Source organism: Haloactinopolyspora sp., from assembly GCF_027324685.1.
Classification (GTDB): Bacteria; Actinomycetota; Actinomycetes; order Jiangellales; family Jiangellaceae; genus Haloactinopolyspora.
In genome coordinates this window covers 12,350-33,162 of sequence record NZ_DAHVSH010000182.1, presented here as the reverse complement: position 1 = coordinate 33,162, position 20,813 = coordinate 12,350, and the positions used below count along the sequence as shown (strand labels likewise).

The 20,813-nt window shown below is 68.8% G+C and carries 17 protein-coding genes; 13 read left to right on the top strand and 4 right to left on the bottom strand.

Features of this window, described 5'->3' with window-relative positions; translation table 11 throughout:
* Positions 1 to 89 precede the first annotated feature (89 nt).
* Positions 90 to 572, bottom strand: coding sequence for a hypothetical protein (locus M6444_RS19900; RefSeq protein WP_298331417.1), 483 nt, complete (start codon positions 570 to 572; stop codon positions 90 to 92).
* Positions 569 to 2,932, bottom strand: a complete 2,364-nt coding sequence (locus M6444_RS19895; protein ID WP_298331416.1) for a molybdopterin-dependent oxidoreductase — start codon at positions 2,930 to 2,932, stop codon at positions 569 to 571. The genes M6444_RS19900 and M6444_RS19895 overlap by 4 nt, the downstream gene beginning before the upstream one ends.
* A 158-nt stretch (positions 2,933 to 3,090) precedes the next feature.
* Between M6444_RS19895 and M6444_RS19890 the strand changes: the two genes are divergently transcribed.
* Positions 3,091 to 4,035: an iron-containing redox enzyme family protein gene (locus M6444_RS19890; protein WP_298331414.1), complete on the top strand. Its 945-nt coding sequence runs from the start codon at positions 3,091 to 3,093 to the stop codon at positions 4,033 to 4,035.
* The gene (locus tag M6444_RS19885; RefSeq protein ID WP_298331412.1) at positions 4,032 to 4,241 is read left to right on the top strand and encodes a CDGSH iron-sulfur domain-containing protein; all 210 of its coding nucleotides are present in this window, start codon (positions 4,032 to 4,034) and stop codon (positions 4,239 to 4,241) included. The genes M6444_RS19890 and M6444_RS19885 overlap by 4 nt, the downstream gene beginning before the upstream one ends.
* Here M6444_RS19885 and M6444_RS19880 read toward each other — a convergent pair.
* Together M6444_RS19880 and M6444_RS19875 are read right to left on the bottom strand one after the other, a co-directional pair.
* Positions 4,216 to 4,932: a class I SAM-dependent methyltransferase gene (locus M6444_RS19880; protein WP_298331410.1), complete on the bottom strand. Its 717-nt coding sequence runs from the start codon at positions 4,930 to 4,932 to the stop codon at positions 4,216 to 4,218. The two genes, M6444_RS19885 and M6444_RS19880, sit on opposite strands and share 26 nt — an antisense overlap.
* A complete protein-coding gene (locus tag M6444_RS19875) occupies positions 4,929 to 5,459 on the bottom strand; it encodes a MarR family winged helix-turn-helix transcriptional regulator (protein ID WP_298331408.1) in 531 nt (176 codons plus the stop codon). Before M6444_RS19875 ends, M6444_RS19880 begins: the two co-directional genes overlap by 4 nt.
* A 58-nt stretch (positions 5,460 to 5,517) precedes the next feature.
* Between M6444_RS19875 and M6444_RS19870 the strand changes: the two genes are divergently transcribed.
* From M6444_RS19870 to M6444_RS19820, 11 genes are all read left to right on the top strand, one after another.
* Positions 5,518 to 6,375, top strand: a complete 858-nt coding sequence (locus M6444_RS19870; RefSeq protein WP_298331406.1) for an alpha/beta hydrolase — start codon at positions 5,518 to 5,520, stop codon at positions 6,373 to 6,375.
* Between the two features lie 167 nt (positions 6,376 to 6,542).
* On the top strand, positions 6,543 to 9,887 hold the full coding sequence (locus tag M6444_RS19865; RefSeq protein ID WP_298331404.1) for a beta-N-acetylglucosaminidase domain-containing protein: 3,345 nt from the start codon (positions 6,543 to 6,545) through the stop codon (positions 9,885 to 9,887).
* Positions 9,888 to 10,092: 205 nt separating this feature from the next.
* The gene (locus M6444_RS19860; protein WP_298331401.1) at positions 10,093 to 11,163 is read left to right on the top strand and encodes a LacI family DNA-binding transcriptional regulator; all 1,071 of its coding nucleotides are present in this window, start codon (positions 10,093 to 10,095) and stop codon (positions 11,161 to 11,163) included.
* Complete coding sequence (locus M6444_RS19855; RefSeq protein ID WP_298331399.1) at positions 11,160 to 12,089, top strand: ABC transporter permease; 930 nt, start codon at positions 11,160 to 11,162, stop codon at positions 12,087 to 12,089. Before M6444_RS19860 ends, M6444_RS19855 begins: the two co-directional genes overlap by 4 nt.
* Complete coding sequence (locus tag M6444_RS19850; RefSeq protein ID WP_298331397.1) at positions 12,086 to 12,967, top strand: ABC transporter permease; 882 nt, start codon at positions 12,086 to 12,088, stop codon at positions 12,965 to 12,967. The genes M6444_RS19855 and M6444_RS19850 overlap by 4 nt, the downstream gene beginning before the upstream one ends.
* Positions 12,968 to 13,011: 44 nt before the next feature.
* Positions 13,012 to 14,556, top strand: a complete 1,545-nt coding sequence (locus tag M6444_RS19845) for an ABC transporter substrate-binding protein (protein ID WP_298331395.1) — start codon at positions 13,012 to 13,014, stop codon at positions 14,554 to 14,556.
* On the top strand, positions 14,549 to 15,592 hold the full coding sequence (locus tag M6444_RS19840) for an ABC transporter ATP-binding protein (protein ID WP_298331393.1): 1,044 nt from the start codon (positions 14,549 to 14,551) through the stop codon (positions 15,590 to 15,592). The genes M6444_RS19845 and M6444_RS19840 overlap by 8 nt, the downstream gene beginning before the upstream one ends.
* Complete coding sequence (locus M6444_RS19835) at positions 15,589 to 16,431, top strand: ATP-binding cassette domain-containing protein (RefSeq protein ID WP_298331392.1); 843 nt, start codon at positions 15,589 to 15,591, stop codon at positions 16,429 to 16,431. Before M6444_RS19840 ends, M6444_RS19835 begins: the two co-directional genes overlap by 4 nt.
* Positions 16,432 to 16,445: 14 nt before the next feature.
* Complete coding sequence (locus M6444_RS19830; protein ID WP_363326439.1) at positions 16,446 to 18,041, top strand: FAD-dependent oxidoreductase; 1,596 nt, start codon at positions 16,446 to 16,448, stop codon at positions 18,039 to 18,041.
* On the top strand, positions 18,041 to 18,973 hold the full coding sequence (locus M6444_RS19825) for a dihydrodipicolinate synthase family protein (protein WP_298331389.1): 933 nt from the start codon (positions 18,041 to 18,043) through the stop codon (positions 18,971 to 18,973). Before M6444_RS19830 ends, M6444_RS19825 begins: the two co-directional genes overlap by 1 nt.
* Positions 18,970 to 20,805, top strand: a complete 1,836-nt coding sequence (locus M6444_RS19820; RefSeq protein WP_298331388.1) for a glycosyl hydrolase family 28-related protein — start codon at positions 18,970 to 18,972, stop codon at positions 20,803 to 20,805. The genes M6444_RS19825 and M6444_RS19820 overlap by 4 nt, the downstream gene beginning before the upstream one ends.
* Positions 20,806 to 20,813: the final 8 nt, after the last annotated feature.

Genomic DNA, 20,813 nt, shown 5'->3' with positions numbered 1-20,813 from the left:
CGGGCTGGCGACTTCTCGTTTCCTGATCGGTTGACCATATCGACTCGTCGAAGTCATGGGCTGGTTCGCCGGAGCGGAGAGTCATTCGATCAACTCGCGATGACTTGGGGGCTGATGACTTTGATCATGGCGTTGGTCCACCTGGCTTGGCGCAACGTCTCAGGGTGGCAGGTCTGTGCGACGTCGAGCAGATCGGAGTCTTTCACGCCCTGGGCGGCTTGAGCGAGGATCTCCCAGTCCACCGACAGCCCGACCAAGTCGAGATGGAGCTCACGCAGGTCTCTGAGCAGGACGAGGCCGGTCTCGGGTCGACGGCCGAACAGTTCGGAGGCCTTCTCGCGCACGGGGCGCAGCCAACTGGAGTCGTCGTCGGCGTGGTCCAGCTCGGCGCCGTGGCGTTGGCCGGCTTCGGCGAGCAGGTCGACATGCCGTCGTGACCAGCGGGCGAAGTCGTGGGTGAGGTGGTAGATCTCGTGGTCGGTCTTGTGCCGTTCCCCAATGGCCAACATGTCGCTGGCCACCTTGTTCTCCGCTCGGTGGACGAGACGGATCAACAAGACGAATTTGTTCACGGCCGCACCTGCCGTTCTTCGCGATCTCGTACCCGCCGGACGTTGGCCGCAGCGGTCTTGAAGATGGGCTGTTTCGACGGGGGATCCCAATCGGTGAGCGTCAGTTCGTTCGCCGCCCGGCCCGCGCCGTCGGGCTGGTAGCCGCCTGGCGTGTCCCAGTAACCGTAGTGGAACGGCAGGAAGACCACGCCGTCGCGGATGCCACCGACCCGCAACCGCGCTTGCACGGCGCTTCGTGCGGTGGTGATTTCGACCATGTCGCCGTCGTCGGCGCCGATGTCGGCAGCATCGGCAGCAGACATCTCGACCCACACCTCCGGTGCGGCGCTCTGCAGCTCGGGGGCTCGGGCGGTCTTGGTTCGGGTGTGGAAATGGAAGATGGTCCGACCGGTGATCAACGAGAACGGGTACTCCTCGGTCGGCGGCTCGTGCGCCGGCTGGTACCCGGCGGCCCGGATGATCGCCCGGCCGTACGGGTTCATGGCCCGATAGTCGATCTCTTCGAACGGTGCGCCGGTGATCAGGTCGCGCCCGTAGGACTCGCAGTAGTCCGGGTCGGCGAAGAACTGCCCGTCGGCGTACAACCGCTCGGTCCCGGGCGAATCCGTGCTGGTGCAGGGCCACTGGATGCCGCCGTCGCGCAGCCGGTCGTAGGACAGCCCGGTGTAGTCACACGGGCGCCCGGCGCTGCAGACCTTCCACGCCTCGAACGCCGATTCCGGGTCGGTCCATCGGATCAGCGGGGCGCCGTCCTTGTCGGTGAATTCCATCCTGTGAGCGAAGTCGAGGAAGATGTCGAGGTCGGCCCGCGCGTCCCCCGGAGGCTCGACGGCTTTCTCGGACAGGTGCACGGTGCGGTCGGTGTTGGTGAACGTGCCGGTCTTCTCGCCCCAGGTGGCAGCCGGCAGGACGACGTCGGCGAGTTGACACGTCTCGGTGTGGAAGATGTCCTGCGCGACGACGAACAGCCGATCGTCGCCCAGGATCGAGCGGATCCGCGCCAGTTCGGGTAGCGACACCGCGGGGTTCGTCCCGGTGATCCACATGAACCGGATGGAACCCTCTTCGGCGTAGCGCATCATCTGCATGACGTGCGTCGGCGGGGCGTAGTGCGGGATCTGCATGGTGTCGAGGTTCCACACCCGCGCGAGATCGGCGATGTGTGAGTCGTTGGACCAGTTGCGAAAGCCCGGCAGGTCGCCGTCCGCGCCGGCCTCGCGGGTGTTCTCCGCCGTCGGCTGGCCGTTCATCTGCAACACGCCGGCGCCAGGGCGGCCGAGCATGCCGCGGATGAGGTGCACGTTGTTGACCTGGACTGCCGCGGCAGTGGCTTGATGAGACTGATAGAAGCCCTGCAAGACCGTCGACACCAGCCGCTCGGTCGTGCCGAGTAACCGGGCCGCTGCACGAATCCGCTCGGCGGGTACACCGGTGATCTCCGCGGCATGCTCGGGCGGGTAGTCGCGCACCGTCTGCGCCAGTTCGCCGAAGCCCACCGTGTGCGCCTGCACGTAGGCCTCGTCGTACCAGCCGTTCTCGATGATCTCGTGCAACAGGGCGTTCATCAGGGCGACGTTGGTCCCCGGCCGGGGCGCCAGGTGGACCGTGGCCGCGCGGGCCACCGGAGTCAGGCGCGGATCCACGCAGACGATGCTGGGCGGGTCCGGGCCGGCCAGCCGGTCGAGGATGCGCATCCACAGCACGGTCTGTGTCTCAGCCACGTTGTGCCCGAACAGCGCCACGACGTCGGCGTGGTCGATGTCGGCGTACGAGCCCGGCTGGCCATCGCAGCCGAAGGACTCCTTGAGCGACTCCGCGGCGGTCGCGGTGCACAGCCGGGTGTTGCCGTCCAGATGCGCAGTGCCGATGCCGCCGTGGGCGATGAGGCCCAGGGTGTAGTACTCCTCGAGGAACAGTTGTCCGGTGGTGTAGAAGGAGATGCTGCTGGGTCCGCGCTCACTGAGCAGGTCGCGGGTCTGCCCGACGATGGCGGACATCGCCGTGTCCCAGTTGGTCGGCACCAAAGCGCCGTCGCGGCGAACCAGTGGCGTGGTCAGCCGGTCCGGGGACGAGTTCGCCTGCCAGCCGTAGAGATCTTTCACGTCGAGCCGGCCGTGATTGACACGGTCCTGGGACCGGCCACGCACGCCCACGATCCGCTCTTCATTGACCGCGATGTCCATGGCATCGCCGTTGGAATGCAGCAAGGATGCCGAGACCGCCCAGTGCTCCACATCGCCGGGCTGGATGCCGTCGGCCAAATGGGTGTCCACCCGGACCGGCCACGCCTCGCCGCGGCCGTACGGCGTGCGTTCACCCCAGGGATTCTCGATCCGGTCAGCGGGGCCGTCGGCGTTCATGGGCACCCTCCTTCGCGCAGTTGAGCTACCCGCGCCGGCCGAACCGAAACCGCCGGCTCAACCCGTGGACCGCTCCGTGTAGCGATGCGCGGTTCGGGAAAGACACAGACACGTCACCTCGACGCCATCCGGCGACTGGGGAAGCGAAGGAGCACGGAATGTTCACACCCAAGGCACGCGGAGAGCTGAGTGAGGCTCTGATCGATGCGCTGCGCACGGACTCGGTCGACGCGCGCCCGGCCCTGGCCCTGGACCCGACCGACGACGGCGATCTGCACATCAGCCTCTGGGTGATGTACGAACTGATGTACCGGGGTTTCGACGACGTCGACGACGACGTCGAGTGGAATCCGACGGTGCTCGAACTCCGGCGCAGCCTGGAGCGGCTGTTCGAGGACGAGCTTCGGTCGAAGTATGCAGGCGAGCCGTTGCCGGAGCCGTTCGCCGACAAGCTGGCCGAGTGCATCGAGAACCATGACGGCGTGTCGGTGGCCGCGTTCATCCAGCGCGATGCCGATCTCGAGCAGGTGCTGGAGTTCCTCCGGTACAAGTCGATCTACCACGTCAAGGAAGCAGACCCGACGACCTGGGTGATTCCGCGACTGTCGACCGGACCCAAAGCTGCGGTGATCGAGCTGCAGTATGACGAGTACGGCTGCGGCGACCCGAATCGGCTGCACTCCAACATGTTCGTGCGCGGGCTCGAAGCGTGTGGGCTGCGTTCGGAGTACGGCGCCTACATCGACGACGTACCGCTGGAAGTGCTCAAGCAGAACAACGCCTGGAGTCTGCTCGGGCTGCACCGTCGGCTGCGTGGTGCCGCACTCGGCCACCTCGCGGCGTTCGAGGCGACCAGCTCGCTGCCATCGCGCCGCATCGCCGGCGGCATGGAGCGCCTGGGCCTGCCGGGCGAGATGATCGCCTATTACGACGAGCACGTGGAGGCCGACGCCGTACACGAACAGCTGGCCATCCGCACCATCTGCGGAGCCCTCGTGGAGGAGACGCCGTCGCTGGCAGCGGACGTCGTCTTCGGTGCGATGACCTGCCTGGGCTTGGAAGACGAGTTCGCGCGGCGCATGCTCGGGGAGTGGTCGGCATGAGTCTCAACGAGTTCGAGCACGCCGACGTGGTCCTGTGCCCCGGCGGCCCGTTGTTGCTACGCGGCGAGCACGTCATCGAGGACGACAAGGGCGGCCTGCATCGCACCACCCGGCCGGTCAGTGCGGTGTGTCGGTGCGGCAAGTCAGCCAAGCAGCCGTGGTGCGACGGCACTCACAAGGTCATTCCGGAGCGGGCGAGACCGTAGGACTGGTTTCGCGCTGGTCGCGTCGTTGGACGAGGACCAGCGCGCCATGCGGATCGAAGCGGCGCACGTCGGTCACCGTCAGTCCGGACGCCGGCATCTGGTCGAGGCGGTGTCCCAGCGCTGCCGCCTGGTCGGCGCTGCCCAGTTGCACCAGCGCACAGCCTCCGGGCAGCAGATGGTCGGCGATGACGTCGAGGCAGACCCACGCCATGCCCAGACCGTCGGCGCCGCCGTCGATGGCGTGGACGGGGTCACCGGGGTAGCGCTGGACGTCCGCGCTGGGCACCCACGGCGGGTCGGCGATGACGAGGGCGAAACGCTCGTGCGGCTCGAGCGCCTCGGTCACCGCGGCGCAGCGGACACTGACTCGGTCCGCGAGCCCGGCGCGGGTGGCGTTGAAACGCGCGTAGGCGCAGGCGGTCTCGTCGACGTCGACGAGCACCAGCTCGCGGTCCTGGTCGGCCAGCCCGAGCAGGCCGATCTGGCCGGCGCCCGCGCACAGCTCCAGCACCGGGCCGTCGGGGACCGAGCGCAGCAACTTGGCTGCCCAGCGCGATTGGTTCGTCGTCCACGGCCGAGGCTGTAGTACCCGGGCGTCGAAATCGATGAGCAGCCGGCCGAAGCGCATCGTGCTCGGCCTGAGCGGCTCGCGGCCGGCTATGCCCTCGTCGGCGGCCGAGGACGTCGTCATGACTCACCCCCGTGTCGGTCGTGATGTGACGAATTACCCGTCGGCCCGTCGCCCGAAACGGTGTCGTCCACGGCGTCGAGAGCGGCGAGCATCTCGCCGAGCACACGCAGCGTCGCGTCGATCTCGCCGCGGGTCAGCCCGCCGCCGACCTGGCTCATCAGCTCGTGTTCGCGGCGGGCCACTCGATCGATGGCCGCTTCGCCGGCCGGCGTGATGGTGACCAGGGACGATCGGCGGTGCGCGGGGTTGGCCCGTAGTTCGACCCACGTCGCCGTGTGTGCGTCGTTGACCATCCGCTGGACGAACTGGCGGCTCAGATCGAGTCGGCGCGCCAGTCCGGGCACGGTCAACGCCCCGGTCCGGCGCAGTTCGTCGAGGACGGCGCGTACGCCGACGGACATCCCCATCGCCGGCTGGTCGCGCTCGACGCGACGCAGGGCGCGCCGGTACAGCGGGCCGACGACGCGGTAGACCTCGGCCAGTCGGAGGCCGAGCTCGTCAGGGGGCAGGGGTCGCTGCGCGCTCATCGAAGCATTATGACACCCGAGGTGTCATCGAGGCCGCAACTATGGCACCTTAGGTGTCATGAGTCTGAAGCGAGCACCTCTTCCGGGCGGACATGTGGCCTACGTCGATCACGGCGACGGTGAGCCCCTCGTGCTGCTGCACGGCGGCGGCGTCGATCACCGCATGTGGGACGATCAGCTGACGGCGTTCCCGGCCCGCCGGGTCCTGGCTCTGGATGCCCGCGGGCACGGCGCGTCGTCGACGCCCACGACGGCCTTCCGGTCCTGCGACGACGTGGTAGCCGTGCTGGACCACGCCGGTGTGGATCGAGCCGTACTGGCCGGGGTGTCGATGGGCGGCGCGACGGCGACCGAAGTTGCCCTGGAGTATCCCGAGCGGACGTCCGCGCTGGTGGTCAGCGGAGCCAGTGTGAGTGATCCGGACTTCCGCGACCCGTGGGTGCAGGAGGTCTTCCGAGCCATGCAGCAGGCCCAGGAGGCCGGCGACGCCGAGGGGTGGATCGCCGCATTCCTGGCGTTCGTGTCCGGGCCGCACCGCGGTGGCGATGATGTCGACTCGAGGGTGCTGGCTCGCGTGGACCGTATGGTGCGCGACACGCTTGCGGCACACGTCCGGGTCGAACCGGGCTCGAGCGTGCCCGCTGCGCCGGTCCGGCCGACGCCCGTCGCCGACGCAACGGCCCGGCTCGGCAACATCGACGTTCCCGTGCTGGCTGTCATCGGCGCCCTGGATGCGGACGACCACCAGCGCTTTTCCCATGAGCTGGCCGCGAGCGTCCAGGACGGCCGGGCGGTCACGATCTCCCACACTGCGCACTATCCGAACATGGAGCGGCCCGGCGAGTTCAATGCTGCTGTCCGAGACTTTCTCGCCGGCCTGGCCGATGAGGCGGCGGTGTCCACGGCGGCGGGGTAAACCGGGCTAGTCCACTGCCGGAGCGACCCCGACCCGGTTCAGTGAGCCGGGTGACCGCTGCAGGCCACTTCGAGATCTTGACTGGTTCCTCCCGATCTCAGTACGGTCGCGACATACCGGACTAGTCCGGTATTTGGTTGCCGCAGGCCTACCTGTCAGGAGCCCCGATGCTGCCTCCTACGCCGTCCCGCGTCTCCGCCCGCGGCACCAAGGCGGTCGCCGTCGCGCTGGTTGCGCTGCTGGTGACTGCCTTGTCGTCGGTGGCTGCGCCGAGCGGCCCGGCAGCGGCCGGCGGCCCGGATCTGCCCGAGATCTGGCCGACGCCGCGGTCCGTGCAACCATTCTCGGAGTCCATCCGGTTGACGCCCGTGGTGGCGTTGGTGGCCGGCGACGACGTCGATCCTGACGCGCTCCGCGAGGTTCAGTCGGTCCTGCGCTCGCACGACGTCCGGATGATCCGTCGCACACCGCCGGGTGAGATGCCCGACGCGCCGGTGACGGTGTGGCTCGGCGGTCCGGAGGAGAACCATGCGGCTGCGCCGGCTCTGGAAGCTCTGGGCGTCGATGGGCCAGAAGGGCTGACGGAGGAAGGGTACGTGCTGGCGGCGGGGCGCGACGGCGACGATCGCGCCCACCTCGTGCTGGCCGGGGTCGACCGCGCCGGAACGTACTACGCCGTGCAGACGCTGCGTCAACTCGTCCTGGATCAGCCGGGGCGGGCCGTGGTGCCCGGCGTGCACGTGCGCGACTGGCCGGGGTTCGGTCTGCGTGGCGGGATGGAATCGTTCTACGGCCCGGTCTGGTCGCACGCGGATCGACTCAGCCAGATCGAGTTTCTCGCGCGGCACAAGATGAACGCGTTCTTCTACGGCCCGGCGGACGACGTGCGCACGGGTACGCGCTGGGACGCGGTGTACGAGGGCGACGAACTCGCCGCGCTGGCCGAGGTGGTGGCGGCCGGCGAGCGGCAGCACGTGGAGTTCATCTACCGCGTTTCGCCGTCTGCGCCGCTGGCGCCGCAGAACGGGATGTGCCACTCGGACCCGGCCGATCTGGACGCCCTGGTCGCGCGATTCGAACAGCTCTGGGACGTCGGCGTGCGAACCTACACGATCGCCTGGGACGACATCCCCGGGCTCTTTCAGTGTGAGCAGGACGAGCAGGAGTTCGGCGACGATCCCGATCCCGTCGCCGCCGCGCAAGCCCACGCCACCAACTACGTCCAAGCCAACTTCATCGACAAGCACCCAGCTGCCGAGCCGCTCATCACCGTGCCGATGGAGTACGCGGGAAACGCCGCATCCCCGTACCGGTCCCGCTTCGACGAACTGCTGGATCCCTCGATCGCCATCTACTGGGCCGGGCCGGACTACTACTGGTCGCACATCGACGTGGCGGACCTCCTGGAGACGCAGCAGGCGTTCCCGAGGCATGAGCTCGTCATCTGGGACAACTACCCGGTCAACGACTACACGCCGAACCGGCTGCTGCTCGGCCCCCTGGTCGGGCGCGAAGCGGGACTCGAGGATCACTCGCTCGGCTACACGGCCAACGAGATGAATCAGCAAGAGGCCTCGCTCATTCCGCTGTTCACCATCGCCGACTTCACGTGGAACCCGGAGGCCTACGACGCGGAGCGGTCGTGGGAAGCCAGCCTGCGGGAGTTCGGCGGCGCCGCCTTCGAGGCGCTGCGCACCTTCGCCGAGAACTCTCGCTCGTCGACCATCGACCCCGGCGGCGAATCTCCGGTCCTCAAGCCGTTGATCGACGCGTTCACCCAGGCCTACGACGGGGGAGAGCACATCGGTGCCAGCGCTGCTGCGCTGCGGGCCGAGCTCTCCGCGATCCAGAGCGCCCCCGCCGAGCTGCGCGCCGAGCTGGACAACGCCCGCTTCCTCGAGCAGGCCGAGGGTCATCTCGACAAGCTCGAGCTCTACGGACAGGGCGGCCAGGCCGCGATCGACACTCTGTTGGCCCACCAGGCGAACGACGCGCCAGCAGCCTGGCGGGCGCGACTCGACCTGGAGAAGGCGAGGGCAGGTGCCGGTGCGATCCCGCAGATGATCGCGCCAGGGGTGGTCGACCCCTTCCTCGCCCTCGCCGCCGGCGAAAGCGACAGTTGGCTCGGGGCACGCTGGGTCACCGGCATCGACGAGGTGACCGGCGGGCCGCCCCCGGTGCCGGGGTCGGCTGTCGCCGACGTGGCCGATCAGGACGTCACGACCGCCTACCGGGCCGAACGTGCAGCCGAGGGTGACGAATCGCTGACGATCGCCTTGTCCCGCCCGCGCCCGCTGCGCGAGGTGGCCGTACTGCAGGACCCGGAGGCACCGGCTGCGGGCGCCGTGCAGGTCCGCGCCGAGGACGGAACCTGGAGCACCATCGGTGAGCTGGCCGGTGGCTACACGGAGGTCGACGGCGGCGATGTGACCGCGACCGCGATCCGCATCGCCTGGCCCGGTGCGGACGACACGTCCGCACCCGTCGTGTACGAGGTGATCCCTCGCTTTGCCGATGCGATGACCGGCCAGCTGAGCGTCGACCAGCCGCCGGCCCTCATGGCTCCGGGGACGACGACGTCCGTCGGCGTGACGCTCGAAGGTGTCGGCGACGACCGGCTCACCGGTTCGGTCGACGTCGAGGTCCCGGACAGTTGGAGCGCGGAACCGGCGTCTCAGTCGTTCGATCTGGATAGCGACGGCCGGACGGTGCGGCAGGCCTTCGAGACCGACGTCAGTGTGCCTCCGGATGCCGAGCCGGGGACGTATCCCGTCCGCTTCGTCGCGACGACCACGGACGGGCGCCGGGCGACGGCCGCCACGTCGCTGACGGTGGCTCGCCCGTCGGGCAAGCCGTACCGCGATCTCGTCCTCGGCGATGAGCCGCTGGGCTACTGGCGCCTGGGTGAACTGGACGGCGATGTCGCGGCCGATGCGTCGGGCCGCGCCCAGGACGGAACCTACGAAGGTCAGGTGGAGCTGGGGGAGCCGGGAGCGATCGCCGGAGACACCGACAGCTCTGCACGTTTCGGTGGGGGCTATGTGGAGATCCAGGACTCCGGCGTCATCAGCCCCGAGGGTGCTTTCACTCTGGAAACATGGGTCCGGCATGACGGGCCCGGCCGAGATCAGGGCCTGATCGAGAAATACGACCGCCCGGCTTTCAACGGTTATGCACTCCGTTTGACTTCGGCCAATACTCTGCAGGCCTGGGTGCTGGGCGATTCCGGTGCCGTCAATGTCACCGGGTCGGCGATCGTCTCCCCGGGTGAGTGGCACCACGTCGCCGCGGTCTACGATGGTTCGACGCTCACCCTGTACGTCGACGGTCTCGCCGACGGCACTGTCGATGCGCCGATCTCGCCAGGCGACGGCAGCGGCAGTCTCAAGTTGGGTGCCCGCGGCGATGACGCCCAGAACCGGCTTGCCGGACAATTGGACGAGCCCGCTGTCTACGATCGCGCGCTCACGGCCGAAGACGTGGCGTGGCGGTACCTGGGCGGCCGGTCATAGGCCCGTTGGGGCTCGAGTCATTGGCCATGTGACTCGGCGGTCAGCACGGCGCGACGGGCGAAATCACGTTTCGGCCTGCACCGATATTCGAGCAAGGGCGCGGTCGAAGTCCCGGACGACGGATGTCGCGGCGCGCTTGACGGACTCCGTCGCTCGTGCGTAGTTTGGTCGACCAACATCACTTATACGTATTAGAAAGGTCGACATGGCGGCACAACGGCGGCGAGCCACCCAGAAGGACATCGCTCGTCACCTCGGCGTGTCCCAGGCGACGGTGTCGTTGGTCGTGAGCGGCGGTCCGGCCAGTGACCAGGTCGCCGCGGATACGCGACGGGCTGTGCTGGAAGCCGCTGCCGAGCTCGGTTACACGGTCAACGCAGCTGCGCGCAGCCTCAAGGGCGGGCGCAACCGGCTGCTCGGCCTGTACACCTTCGAGCCGGTCTTCCCGGTCGACCAGCGCGACTTCTACTTCCCGTTCCTGCTCGGTGTCGAGGAGGCGACCGCCCAGCACGGCTACGACCTGCTGTTGTTCAGTTCGGCCACGGAGGGCGACCTGCGCCGCATCTACGCCGGCGGGGTGAACCGGCTGAAAGTCGCGGACGGCTGTGTCCTCCTGGGGCGCCACCTGCACCGCGACGACCTGGCCGAACTCGTCGACGAGGACTTCCCGTTCGTGTTCATCGGGCGCCGTGAGGTCCCCGGGCGCGAGCTGTCCTACGTCGCCGTGGACTACGTCGGCGCGACCCGCGACACCGTCAGCGCTCTGGCCGAGCGCGGGCATCGACGGTTGGCCTACCTGAAGCTCACCGGCGACCAGGAACCGACCCGGGACCGTGAAATGGGTCTCCGGCAGGGCACCCGCGACGCCGGAATCCACGACGACGACGTCGTCGTCCACCCGATCGACGACGCGGCCGCGATCACCCCCGCGCTGTTCGACGAGTGGCTCGCGGCCGGCGTCACCGCGGTGCTGATCGAGCCGAGTGAAGACGACACCGCCGTGGTCGCTGTCGAGCAAGCCGCCGCTGCTGCCGGCGTGCGCATCCCGGAAGACTGTTCCGCCGTCCTGTTGGGCGATCCGCCATTGAGCGAGGCGACCGAGCGGAACTGGACCCGCTACACCCTCCCACGTGCGCAGATGGGTCGCGAAGCTGTCCGGCTGCTGTTGGAACTGCTCGAAACCGACGACGGACGGCCGCGCCAGATGTTCGTCGGCTGCACGCCGGTCGAGGGCGACACCGTGGCCGCACCACCGCGGAAGGGGACGTCGCGGTGACCTACTACCTCGTCAAGCGCCTGGCGATCGGGTTGCTCACGATCTGGGGCGTCGTCACCGCCGTGTTCGTGGTGATCCGGTTCGCCCCGGGCGACCAGGCCACCGTCGCGCTCGGACCCGACGCGACCGTCGAACAGGTCGAGGCGTTGCGGCACAGCCTCGGCCTCGACCGCCCGCTGCTCGTCCAGTACTTTTCGTACCTCGGTGACGTCGCAGCGCTCGACTTCGGCGAGTCCTACCGGTACGGGCGCCCGGCGATGCAAGCGGTGCTCGAGCGCTTCCCGGCCACCGTGACGCTGACCCTGACCGCCACCGTCATCGCGCTCATCGCCGGGCTGCTGCTCGGCGTGCTGGCCGGCCAGCGGCCCGGCAGCCTGCTGGACCGGGCGGTGTCCACGTTCACCCTGGGTCTGCAGGCTGTGCCGCCGTTCTGGGTCGGCATCATGTTCATCCTGGTCTTCGCGCTGCAGTTCCGGATGCTGCCGAGCGCGGGCGGTGGAAGCCCAGCACATCTGGTGCTGCCGGCGGTCACGCTGTCCATTCCCTTCACCGCGCTGGTGGCTCGGATATCCCGCAGCGGCATCGCCGAGGCGATGGGTGAGGCCTATGTCCAGACCGCGCGGTCCAAGGGGCTGACGGAGCGATCGGTCCTCAGCGGGCATGTACTGAAGAACTCCCTGATTCCGGTGGTCACGGTCGTGGGATTGCAGTTGGGCAACCTGCTCGGCGGCGCGGTGGTGATCGAGACGGTCTTCGCCTGGCCTGGGCTCGGATCACTGCTGGTGAGCGCGGTCGGAAACCGAGACTTCGCCGTCGTGCAGGCCGCCACCGTGCTCATCGCCTTGTGCGTGATCGTGCTCAACCTGACCGCGGACATCGTGAACGCCAAGCTCGACCCGCGGATCCGATTGGAGGCACCGCGATGACCCAGGCGGATCTGCTCGGCGCCGATCCGGTGCCTGACGTCGAGGCGCCGACCCGTCGCCGCAAGCGGCCCCTGGCCGCCGTGCCGTACGTGATCATCGGTGTCTACCTGCTGGCCGCGATCATCGGGCCGCTGCTCATCGACTACGACCCGGTGCGTACCGAGGTGACCGAGCGCCTGCTGCCGCCCGGCTCGCAGACGTCGACGGGGACGGCGTGGCTCGGCACCGACGCCGTCGGCCGCGACATGCTCGCCCAGATCGTCTACGGCGCCCGGACGTCGTTCATCATCGGCATCGCCGTGGTGGGGGTGTGCGGCACGGTCGGCGTCGCACTCGGGGCGCTGGCCGGATACCTGCGTGGCCTGTCCGACGCCGTGGTCTCGCGGCTCATCGACATCCTGATGGCCTTCCCCGGGATCCTGCTGGCGATCATCATCGCCGGGATACTCGGGCGCGGCATGCACGTGGTGATCATCGCGTTGTCGGTGGGCGGCTGGGTGGGCTTCGCCCGGTTGTCGCGCAGCATCACGATGTCGACGCGGGAACGCGATTGGGTCGACGCCGCGCGAATCATGGGGGTGTCCAAGCCGGCCACCCTCACCCGGCACATCGTGCCGTTCCTGGCCGGGTCGGTCATCGCCCTGGCCACGATCGAACTCGCCTCGGCGATCCTCGCCGAGGCCGCATTGAGCTTCCTCGGGCTCGGGCTACCGCCCGACGTCGTGTCCTGGGGGCAGAGCATCGCGAACGGGCGCGAATACCTCGAAACCGCCTGGTGGATCACCGTCTTCCCAGGCATCGCCCTGACCATCCTGGTCATCTCCATCGGATTGGCCGGCGATCGACTGACCCGGCGATACACCCGCAAACGCGACTAGCAACGCACCCACGGTGGTGCGATTCCATGACGGAAGGAACGACCATGACACTTCGGATGCGGCGACCGCTCAGCGCGGTGGCAGCGACCCTGACGGCGATGGCCGTGGTCGCCGGATGTTCGTTCGGTGAATCGTCGGACACCGCCGGTGCGGAGAGCGACGGCGACGGCGGTGCCGGTGGCGGCACACTGACGGTTGCCGGACCGATCGCGATCGAGAACCTCGATCCGCACGGGGCGGCCAGCATGGATGCCGGCACCCAGCTCGCGGCCCGGGCGATCTTCAGCCAGCTGGTGATCAGTACCGGCAGCGGCGAGTTCGAGGGGGAGCTGGCCGAGTCATGGCAGTCCAACGACGACGCGAGCGTCTGGACGTTCTCGTTGCGGTCAGGGGTTGAGTTCTCCGACGGTACGCCGGTGACGGCCGAGGACGTCGTCGCCTCGTTCGAGCGGGTACTCGCCGGCGAAGGACCGCTGGCCGGAAACTTCGAGGGTTACACCGTCGACGCGCCCGACGAGTCCACGGTCGTGTTCACCGCTCCGAGCCCCGACGCGGCTTTCCTGGGCAAGATCTCGTCGTTCTTCGTCACGCCGCAGGTCGAGAACGACGGAGAGTTCTTCTCCGCGCCGGTCGGCTCGGGCCCGTTCGTGGTCGAGTCGTTCGAGCCGGGGCAGGTGCTCCAGCTCAGTGCCAACCCCGGCTACTGGGACGGCGAGCCGGAGTTGGAAACCCTGGAGTTCCAGTCGATTCCCGAGGTCGCGGCGCGGATGACGGCGCTGAAGACCGGCGAGGTCGACATCACGTGGAGCATGCCTGACGACCAGATCGCCGAGCTCAGGGCCGACGAGAACCTCACGGTCGAGTCGGTGCCCAGCCCGGGCGTGTTCACCATGTGGATGAACGCCTCTCGACCTGCGCTGGCGGATCCGGCCGTCCGCCGGGCCCTGTGGCAGGCGGTGGACTTCGAGGCGATCATCGAATCGCTGTTCCCCGAGACCGGTACCCCGGCGGACGCGCCCGTCTCGCCGTCCGTGCTGGGCTACGCGCCGCAGGAACCGGTGCAGTACGACCCCGACGCCGCCAAGGCTGCGCTCGACCAGGCCGGATTCGACTACGAGAACACGGTCATCGAGTGGCAGTACTCCCAACCGCAGTTCCGGAACTTCATGAACGCTGTCGCTTCGGATCTGGCCGAGATCGGCGTCAAGGTCGAGCCGACCAACAAGGAACAAGCGGTGTTTCTCGAGGACCTGCTGGCCCTGAACTGGGACATGAACATGCAGCAGATCGGGTCGCAGGGTTACGACGCCGCAACCAACCTCGGCCGCCTGTACACGTGCGAGGCCAACCGCATCGGCTACTGCAACGAGGAGCTCGACAAGCTGCTGGCCGCGGCCGGGTCGACCAGTGACGTCGCCGAGCGCGAAGACCTCTACGCCCAGGCCACCGAGATCATCTGGAACGACGCCGTCGGCATGTACCCGATGTTCGTCGAGCAGCCCTACGCCTGGCGCAACTCCGTCGAGGGTTTCACCCCGGTCTCCGACGGCGTGCCCTACTTCCACGAGGTCACGGTCTCGGGTGACTGAGAAGCCCTTGTCCACCGTCGCGGCCTCCGGATCCCCGGCCTCCGGGGCCGGCGCCGCACCGGCACCGGGAGCACCCCTGCTCCAGGTGGAGGACCTCGAGGTCGTGCTGTCCACGGGTAGCGTGACCGGACGCGTGATCGACGGGGTGTCCTTCGGCGTCGGTGCCGGTCGTACGACTGGCCTGATCGGTGAGTCCGGCAGCGGCAAGACCATGAGCGCGATGTCGATCGTGCGGCTGTTGCCGGACGGCGCCGAGACCTCCGGGCGGATCGTCTGGCGCTCGCTGAACCTGCTCGATGCTCCACGTCGCCGCATCCGGGAGGTACGTGGTCGCGAGATCGGCGTGATCTTCCAGGATCCGTTGGCGGCGCTGAATCCGATCCAGCCGATCGGCAAGCAGGTCGGCGAGATCCTCCGGCGCGGCGGCATGGCCCGCCAGGACGTGCACGCACGGGTGCTCGAGTTGCTCGGCCGGGCCGGGATTCCCGACCCGGAGCAACGCGTCGACGTTTATCCGCACGAGTTGTCCGGCGGGCTGCGCCAGCGGGTGATGATCGCGATGGCGCTGGCCGGTGAGCCGCAGCTGATCATCGCCGACGAACCCACGACGGCGCTGGACGTGACCACCCAAGCGCGCATCCTCCGGCTGCTGGCCGACCTGCGCCACCAGGAGGGGCTGGCCATGTTGCTGGTCAGCCACGACCTGCGGGTCATGGCCCACGTGGCTGACGAGGTGGTCGTCATGTACGCCGGGCGGGTCGCCGAACGAGGCCCCGCCCGGGAGGTGCTCGAACGTCCGCGCCACCCGTACACCCGGGCCCTGGCCAACAACGTGCCGGCGGTCAGTACCAAGACGGCGATCGCCGAGCCTCTGCAGGGAGCGCCGGCCAACCCGTTCGACCGGCCGTCCGGCTGTGCTTTCCATCCCCGGTGTCCGCTGGCCGTGGAACGCTGCCGCACCGAGAAGCCGGAACTGCGCGAGGTCGAGCCCGGACGGTTCAGCGCCTGCCACCGAGCCACGGAGGTGGCGCCATGACGTCGTCCGACCCGGTGCTCGAGATCCGCGACCTGCGCGTCGCGTTCCACGGTCCGCGCCGATCCCTGCGCGGCGGCCGGACGATCACCCAGGCCGTCGACGGCGTCAGCCTCGACATCCAGCCGCAGGAGATCCTCGCGCTGGTGGGCGAGTCCGGCTCGGGCAAATCGACGGTCGCGCGCTGCGTGCTGGGTCTGGTCCAGCCGCAGGAGGGCACGATCACCTACGAGGGCCGGGCCCTCGGCCCCATCGACAAGCGGCCGGCTGAGCTGCAACGCGCGGTCCAGATGGTGTTCCAAGATCCCGGATCGTCGCTGAATCCCCGCATGACCGTCGGGTCGATCATCCGTGAGGCGTGGAAGGTCCATCCCGCCGTGGCCCCGAGCGGCGAGCGACGCGAGGCGATGCGGGAACTGCTCGCCGCCGTCGGGCTCGACGAGGGCGTCGCCGCGCGACGGCCGACCGCGTTGTCCGGCGGGCAACGCCAGCGGGTGAGCATCGCCCGAGCGCTCGCCCTGCGCCCGCGGCTGCTCGTGTGCGACGAGGCGGTCTCCGCGCTCGACGTCTCGGTCCAGTCGCAGATCCTGCGCTTGCTCGTCGAACTGCAACGCACGCGGGAGCTGTCGATCCTGTTCATCACCCATGACCTCGCGGTGGTCCGGCAGATCGCCGACCGCGTGGCGGTGATGCGCAAGGGCGAGCTGGTGGAGTCCACCACCGCCGAGCAGCTGTTCACCAACCCCACCCATCGGTACACCCAGGGCCTGCTTCGCGCCGCCTACGACCTGGAAGGCGCGGTGGAGGTCACATTCGAAGAAGCACGGGAGCAGATCAGTTGAGTAATGACGCGAACCTGCGTACAGACGTCCTGATCGTCGGAGGGGGTGTCGGGGGAGTCGCAGCGGCACTGGCGGCCTTGCGGCGCGGCCGGTCGGTGATCGTCACCGAAGAGCACGATTGGATAGGTGGGCAGCTCACCAGCCAGGCCGTGCCGCCGGACGAGCACACCTGGATCGAGCAGTTCGGCTGCACCCGTTCGTACCGATCGTTTCGCGACAGCGTTCGCGCCTACTACCGCACCTGGTACCCGTTGACGCAGCAGGCCCGCGAGCGCCCCGATCTCAACCCCGGCCTCGGACGGGTGGGCCGGTTGTGCCACGAACCCCGGGTCGCTCTCGCCGTGCTGGAGGGCATGCTGGCGCCGTATCGATCGGCCGGCACGTTGCAGGTCTTGACCGGCCGCCGCCCGGTCGCCGCGCACGTCGACGGCGACCGGATCACCGCCGTCACCGTCGCCGACCGGGCGGGGGAGCACCAGACGATCGAAGCGCCCTACGTCCTGGACGCGACCGAGCTCGGCGACCTGTTGCCGCTGGCCGACGTCGAGCACGTCATCGGTTTCGAGTCGCAATCCGAGACCGGTGAGCCGAGCGCTCCCAGCCAGGCCCAACCACTGAACCAACAGGCGTTCTCGTGGGTGTTGGCGATCGAGCACCGCGACGGCGAGGACCACACCATCGACCGTCCGGACCAGTACGGCTTCTGGCGCGACTACCAGCCCGACGTGTGGCCGGATCGGCTGTTGAGCCTGACCGCGCCGGATCCGCGGACGTTGGAGCCGTTGACCCGCACGTTCGTGCCGAACACGGAGTCCGGCCCGATCATCGCCGACCAGAGCGCCGATCCCGGCGACCGGGATCTGTGGCAGTTCCGCCGGATCTTCGCCCGCGAGCAGTTCCCGCCGGGGTTCGCGACCAGTGACGTCACGGTCGTCAACTGGCCGATGATCGACTATCTGCTCGGTCCGCTGGTGGGTGTCTCCGACGAGGAACGCGCCAAGCATCTGGAAGGCGCCCGGCAGCTCTCGCTGAGCATGCTGTACTGGCTGCAGACCGAGGCGCCGCGGCCGGACGGCGGTGCCGGCTGGCCCGGGCTGCGCACGCGCCCGGACATCATGGGCACCCCTGACGGTCTGGCGATGGCGCCGTACATCCGTGAGTCTCGGCGTATCCGGGCGCACACCACCGTGGTCGAGCAGGACCTGTCGATGACGGTGCGCGGCGACGCCGGCGCGGTGCAGTATCCGGACTCCGTCGGCATCGGCATGTACCGGATCGACCTGCATCCGTCCACCGGCGGTGACAATTACCTCGACGTTCCCAGTAGCCCGTTCCAGATCCCGCTCGGTGCGCTGCTGCCGGTGCGGATGCGCAATCTGCTTCCGGCCGGGAAGAACATCGGGACCACGCACATCACCAACGGCTGTTATCGGCTGCATCCGGTCGAGTGGAACATCGGCGAAGCCGCCGGCGCGCTGGTCGCGCACTGCCTGACCAACTCGCTGACCCCGCAGCAGGTCCACGGCGACGAGCGCCGGCTGGCGACATTCCAGAACGAGCTGCGCTCCGACGGATTCGAGTTGGCCTGGCCAGAGATCAAGGGTTACTGATGCGCACGGGCACCGAGCTGTTGTCCGGGGTGACCGTGCCGCTGGTCACCCCGATGGATCCGGGCGGGCAGCCGTCGGCAGCCGCGTCGCTCGCCCTGTTGGAGGCTATGCATGCCGCCGGGGTGCGCCGGTTGATGCTGCTCGGTAGCAACGGCGAGGGACCGCTCATCCCGACCGCTGCGTTCGCGCCGTTCGTCGCGGACGTGGTTGCGCACTGGCGTTCGCTGAGCGAGTCCGGTGTGGTGACGGTCAACGTGACCGCGCCGGGCACGCTGGACGCCGTCGGCCGGGCGACGATCGCGGCCGACGCCGGAGCCGACGCACTGGTGATGAGCCCGCCGATCTACTTCCACCATCGCGACGTCGAGATCGTGGACCACTACGCCGCGTTGGCCGGGAGCGGCCTGCCGGTGATCGCCTACAACGCGCCGCGGTACAGCAACCCGATCACCGATGCCGTGCTGGACGGCCTGCTGGAGCTGGAACATGTGGTCGGCATCAAGGACAGCTCCGGCGACCTGGCCTTCCTGACCCAGCTCGTCGCTCGCGGTCGCCGCCGTCCCGGCTTCGCCGTCAGCCAGGGAGCCGAGACCAAGCTCGCGGCCGCGCTCGACGCCGGCGCTGACGGCATCACCCCCGGCATCGCCAACATCGCACCCGGCCTCTCGCTTCAGCTCGCCGGCGCACACGCGGCCGGCCAGCGCGACCAGGCTCAACGGCTGCAGGCCCGGATCACCGAGCTGACGAAGATCCACACGATCCGGCCTGGCACCCCGACTGTGAAGGAGATCCTTGCACAGCGGTCCCTGTGCCCGCCCCATGTCGCGCCACCCCTGCGGCGATGTGACGAGGCCGAACGGCATGCGCTTCACGAATTCATCACCCCGCACGAGGACCAGCTACTCCGCCCGGTGAAGGGATCAGCAGCATGACCAAGACCGTGAAACGGCGCCATCTGCTCGGCGCCGCCGGCCTCGCTGGTGTGGCCACCGCATCGTCGGTATCCGTCGGCGCGTCGGCGAGCCCGGCCCCGTTCGACGTCACCGACGCGACCACTCCGCAGGATTTCGGCGCTGTCGGTGACGGCGTCGCCGACGACACCGACGCCGTCCAGCAGGCGATCGACGCCCAGCTGGAGCGGTTGAACAAGATCGTCTACTTCCCGCCCGGAACGTACCGCACCACCCGCCCCCTCGTCGTTCCCGACATCGAGGGCGCCGGCGGTGGCAACTTCAACCGCATCGTCCTGGCCGGAGCGGGCACGATGGGCGTTCGATCGTCCATCATCCGCCCGGATTTCGACGGGACGGCCCTGTTCCTGCGCGCACCGCTGGCCGCCGTCCGGGGCCTGGCCTTCGTCGTCGACGGTGGCTTGAAGAACACCACGGCTATCCACACCGCGCGGGATCCCGAGGCCGAGAACGCGAACACCGACGACATGGACCCGACGATCACCGAGTGCACGTTCATCGAGTTCTACACCGCGGTGAAGCATGTGGGCCGGGGCCTGGTGTTCACGAACAACCTGGTCGCCGTGGGTGACTTCGGGCTCGACATCTCGTGGCCCACCGATGGCGTCTCGGGTAGCGGCGTGCATCTGCTGCCGTACGGGATGCGCAAGTGGCTCATCGAAGGCAACCACTTCCACAGCATGGGCACGGCCATCGTGACCAGCGGGGCCGAAGCCCACCACTTCCGCGGCGCGGTGATCGCGAACAACCTCCTCGACATCGGGCGTCGGCTGTTCTCCGGCGGCATCATCAACTCGACGTTCTCCGGCAACGTGGTCGAGAACGGGTCGAACGGGGCCGCCATCCGCGTCACGACCGGGGGCACGAACCTCACGTTCACCGGCAACGTCCTCGGTGGAGCCGAGCCCGACGGCGGCAACCGCCCGCCGCACGCGATCGAGTTCCGCCCTGAAGCGCAGGCGCGCAACGTCACCATCACGGCCAACAGCTTCAACTGGATCACGCGCTCGCCGGTCTACTTCGCGTCCGCAGCCGAGCAGATCACGGTCTCGGCGAACTCGTTCGACCACTGGAACCTCGACGCGGAGGAGCGCTGGGGCGCGATTCGCGTCAACGGCGACGCTGCCGGTGTGTCGATCGTGGGCAACGTGTTCGGCAGCAACACCGTGCCCGAAGCGCCGCCGGTCCGGGTGGTCGGTGCGCTGTCCGGTTCGACGATCATCGGCAACACGTTCGACAACACCGCCGGCGTCCTGTATGCGGAGTCGCTCGGTGACGAGAATTACGTGGAACGGCGCAGCGCCGGCGCCAACGGCCACGAGGTCACGGCGGCGAAGAACGGTGCGCTCGTCGTACGGGCCACCGGCGCGCCGAGCGCCGGTGCCGACGCCTTCGGCAGCTTCGTGGCCGCCTCGGAACGAGACACCGGTGCCGGGCCCGGAGTCAAGGGCGGTGTGCGCGTGGTGCCGGCCAACGACTCCGGCGCGGCGGCGGTGGAGCTGCTGTGCTCGACGAACGACACGAACGGCGTCGCGGCGATGCGTGTGGACATCAACGGACTGATCCCGACCGCGGACAACGCGCGTGATGTCGGCTCGGCGGAGAACAGGGTCCGGACCGTCCACGCGCACAATCTGCAGTTGGCGGTGGTGCCCGCCGCTGAACTTCCGGAGCCGGCGCCGGGCGCGATAGCACTGGTGACCGACTCGCCGAACCGGGCGCCGATGTTGGTGGTCTCCGACGGCAGCTCGTGGCGGCGCCTGCCGCTGGGCAACCGGATCGACAACTCCTGACCGCGAAG

Bases quoted from the DNA above. Each gene is read 5' to 3' on its own strand.
- M6444_RS19895 (WP_298331416.1), bottom strand. From the start codon at position 2,932: ATGAACGCCGACGGCCCCGCTGACCGGATCGAGAATCCCTGGGGTGAA.
- M6444_RS19890 (WP_298331414.1), top strand. From the start codon at position 3,091: ATGTTCACACCCAAGGCACGCGGAGAGCTGAGTGAGGCTCTGATCGAT.
- M6444_RS19885 (WP_298331412.1), top strand. From the start codon at position 4,032: ATGAGTCTCAACGAGTTCGAGCACGCCGACGTGGTCCTGTGCCCCGGC.
- M6444_RS19880 (WP_298331410.1), bottom strand. From the start codon at position 4,932: ATGACGACGTCCTCGGCCGCCGACGAGGGCATAGCCGGCCGCGAGCCG.
- M6444_RS19875 (WP_298331408.1), bottom strand. From the start codon at position 5,459: ATGAGCGCGCAGCGACCCCTGCCCCCTGACGAGCTCGGCCTCCGACTG.
- M6444_RS19870 (WP_298331406.1), top strand. From the start codon at position 5,518: ATGAGTCTGAAGCGAGCACCTCTTCCGGGCGGACATGTGGCCTACGTC.
- M6444_RS19865 (WP_298331404.1), top strand. From the start codon at position 6,543: ATGCTGCCTCCTACGCCGTCCCGCGTCTCCGCCCGCGGCACCAAGGCG.
- M6444_RS19860 (WP_298331401.1), top strand. From the start codon at position 10,093: ATGGCGGCACAACGGCGGCGAGCCACCCAGAAGGACATCGCTCGTCAC.
- M6444_RS19850 (WP_298331397.1), top strand. From the start codon at position 12,086: ATGACCCAGGCGGATCTGCTCGGCGCCGATCCGGTGCCTGACGTCGAG.
- M6444_RS19845 (WP_298331395.1), top strand. From the start codon at position 13,012: ATGACACTTCGGATGCGGCGACCGCTCAGCGCGGTGGCAGCGACCCTG.
- M6444_RS19835 (WP_298331392.1), top strand. From the start codon at position 15,589: ATGACGTCGTCCGACCCGGTGCTCGAGATCCGCGACCTGCGCGTCGCG.
- M6444_RS19825 (WP_298331389.1), top strand. From the start codon at position 18,041: ATGCGCACGGGCACCGAGCTGTTGTCCGGGGTGACCGTGCCGCTGGTC.
- M6444_RS19820 (WP_298331388.1), top strand. From the start codon at position 18,970: ATGACCAAGACCGTGAAACGGCGCCATCTGCTCGGCGCCGCCGGCCTC.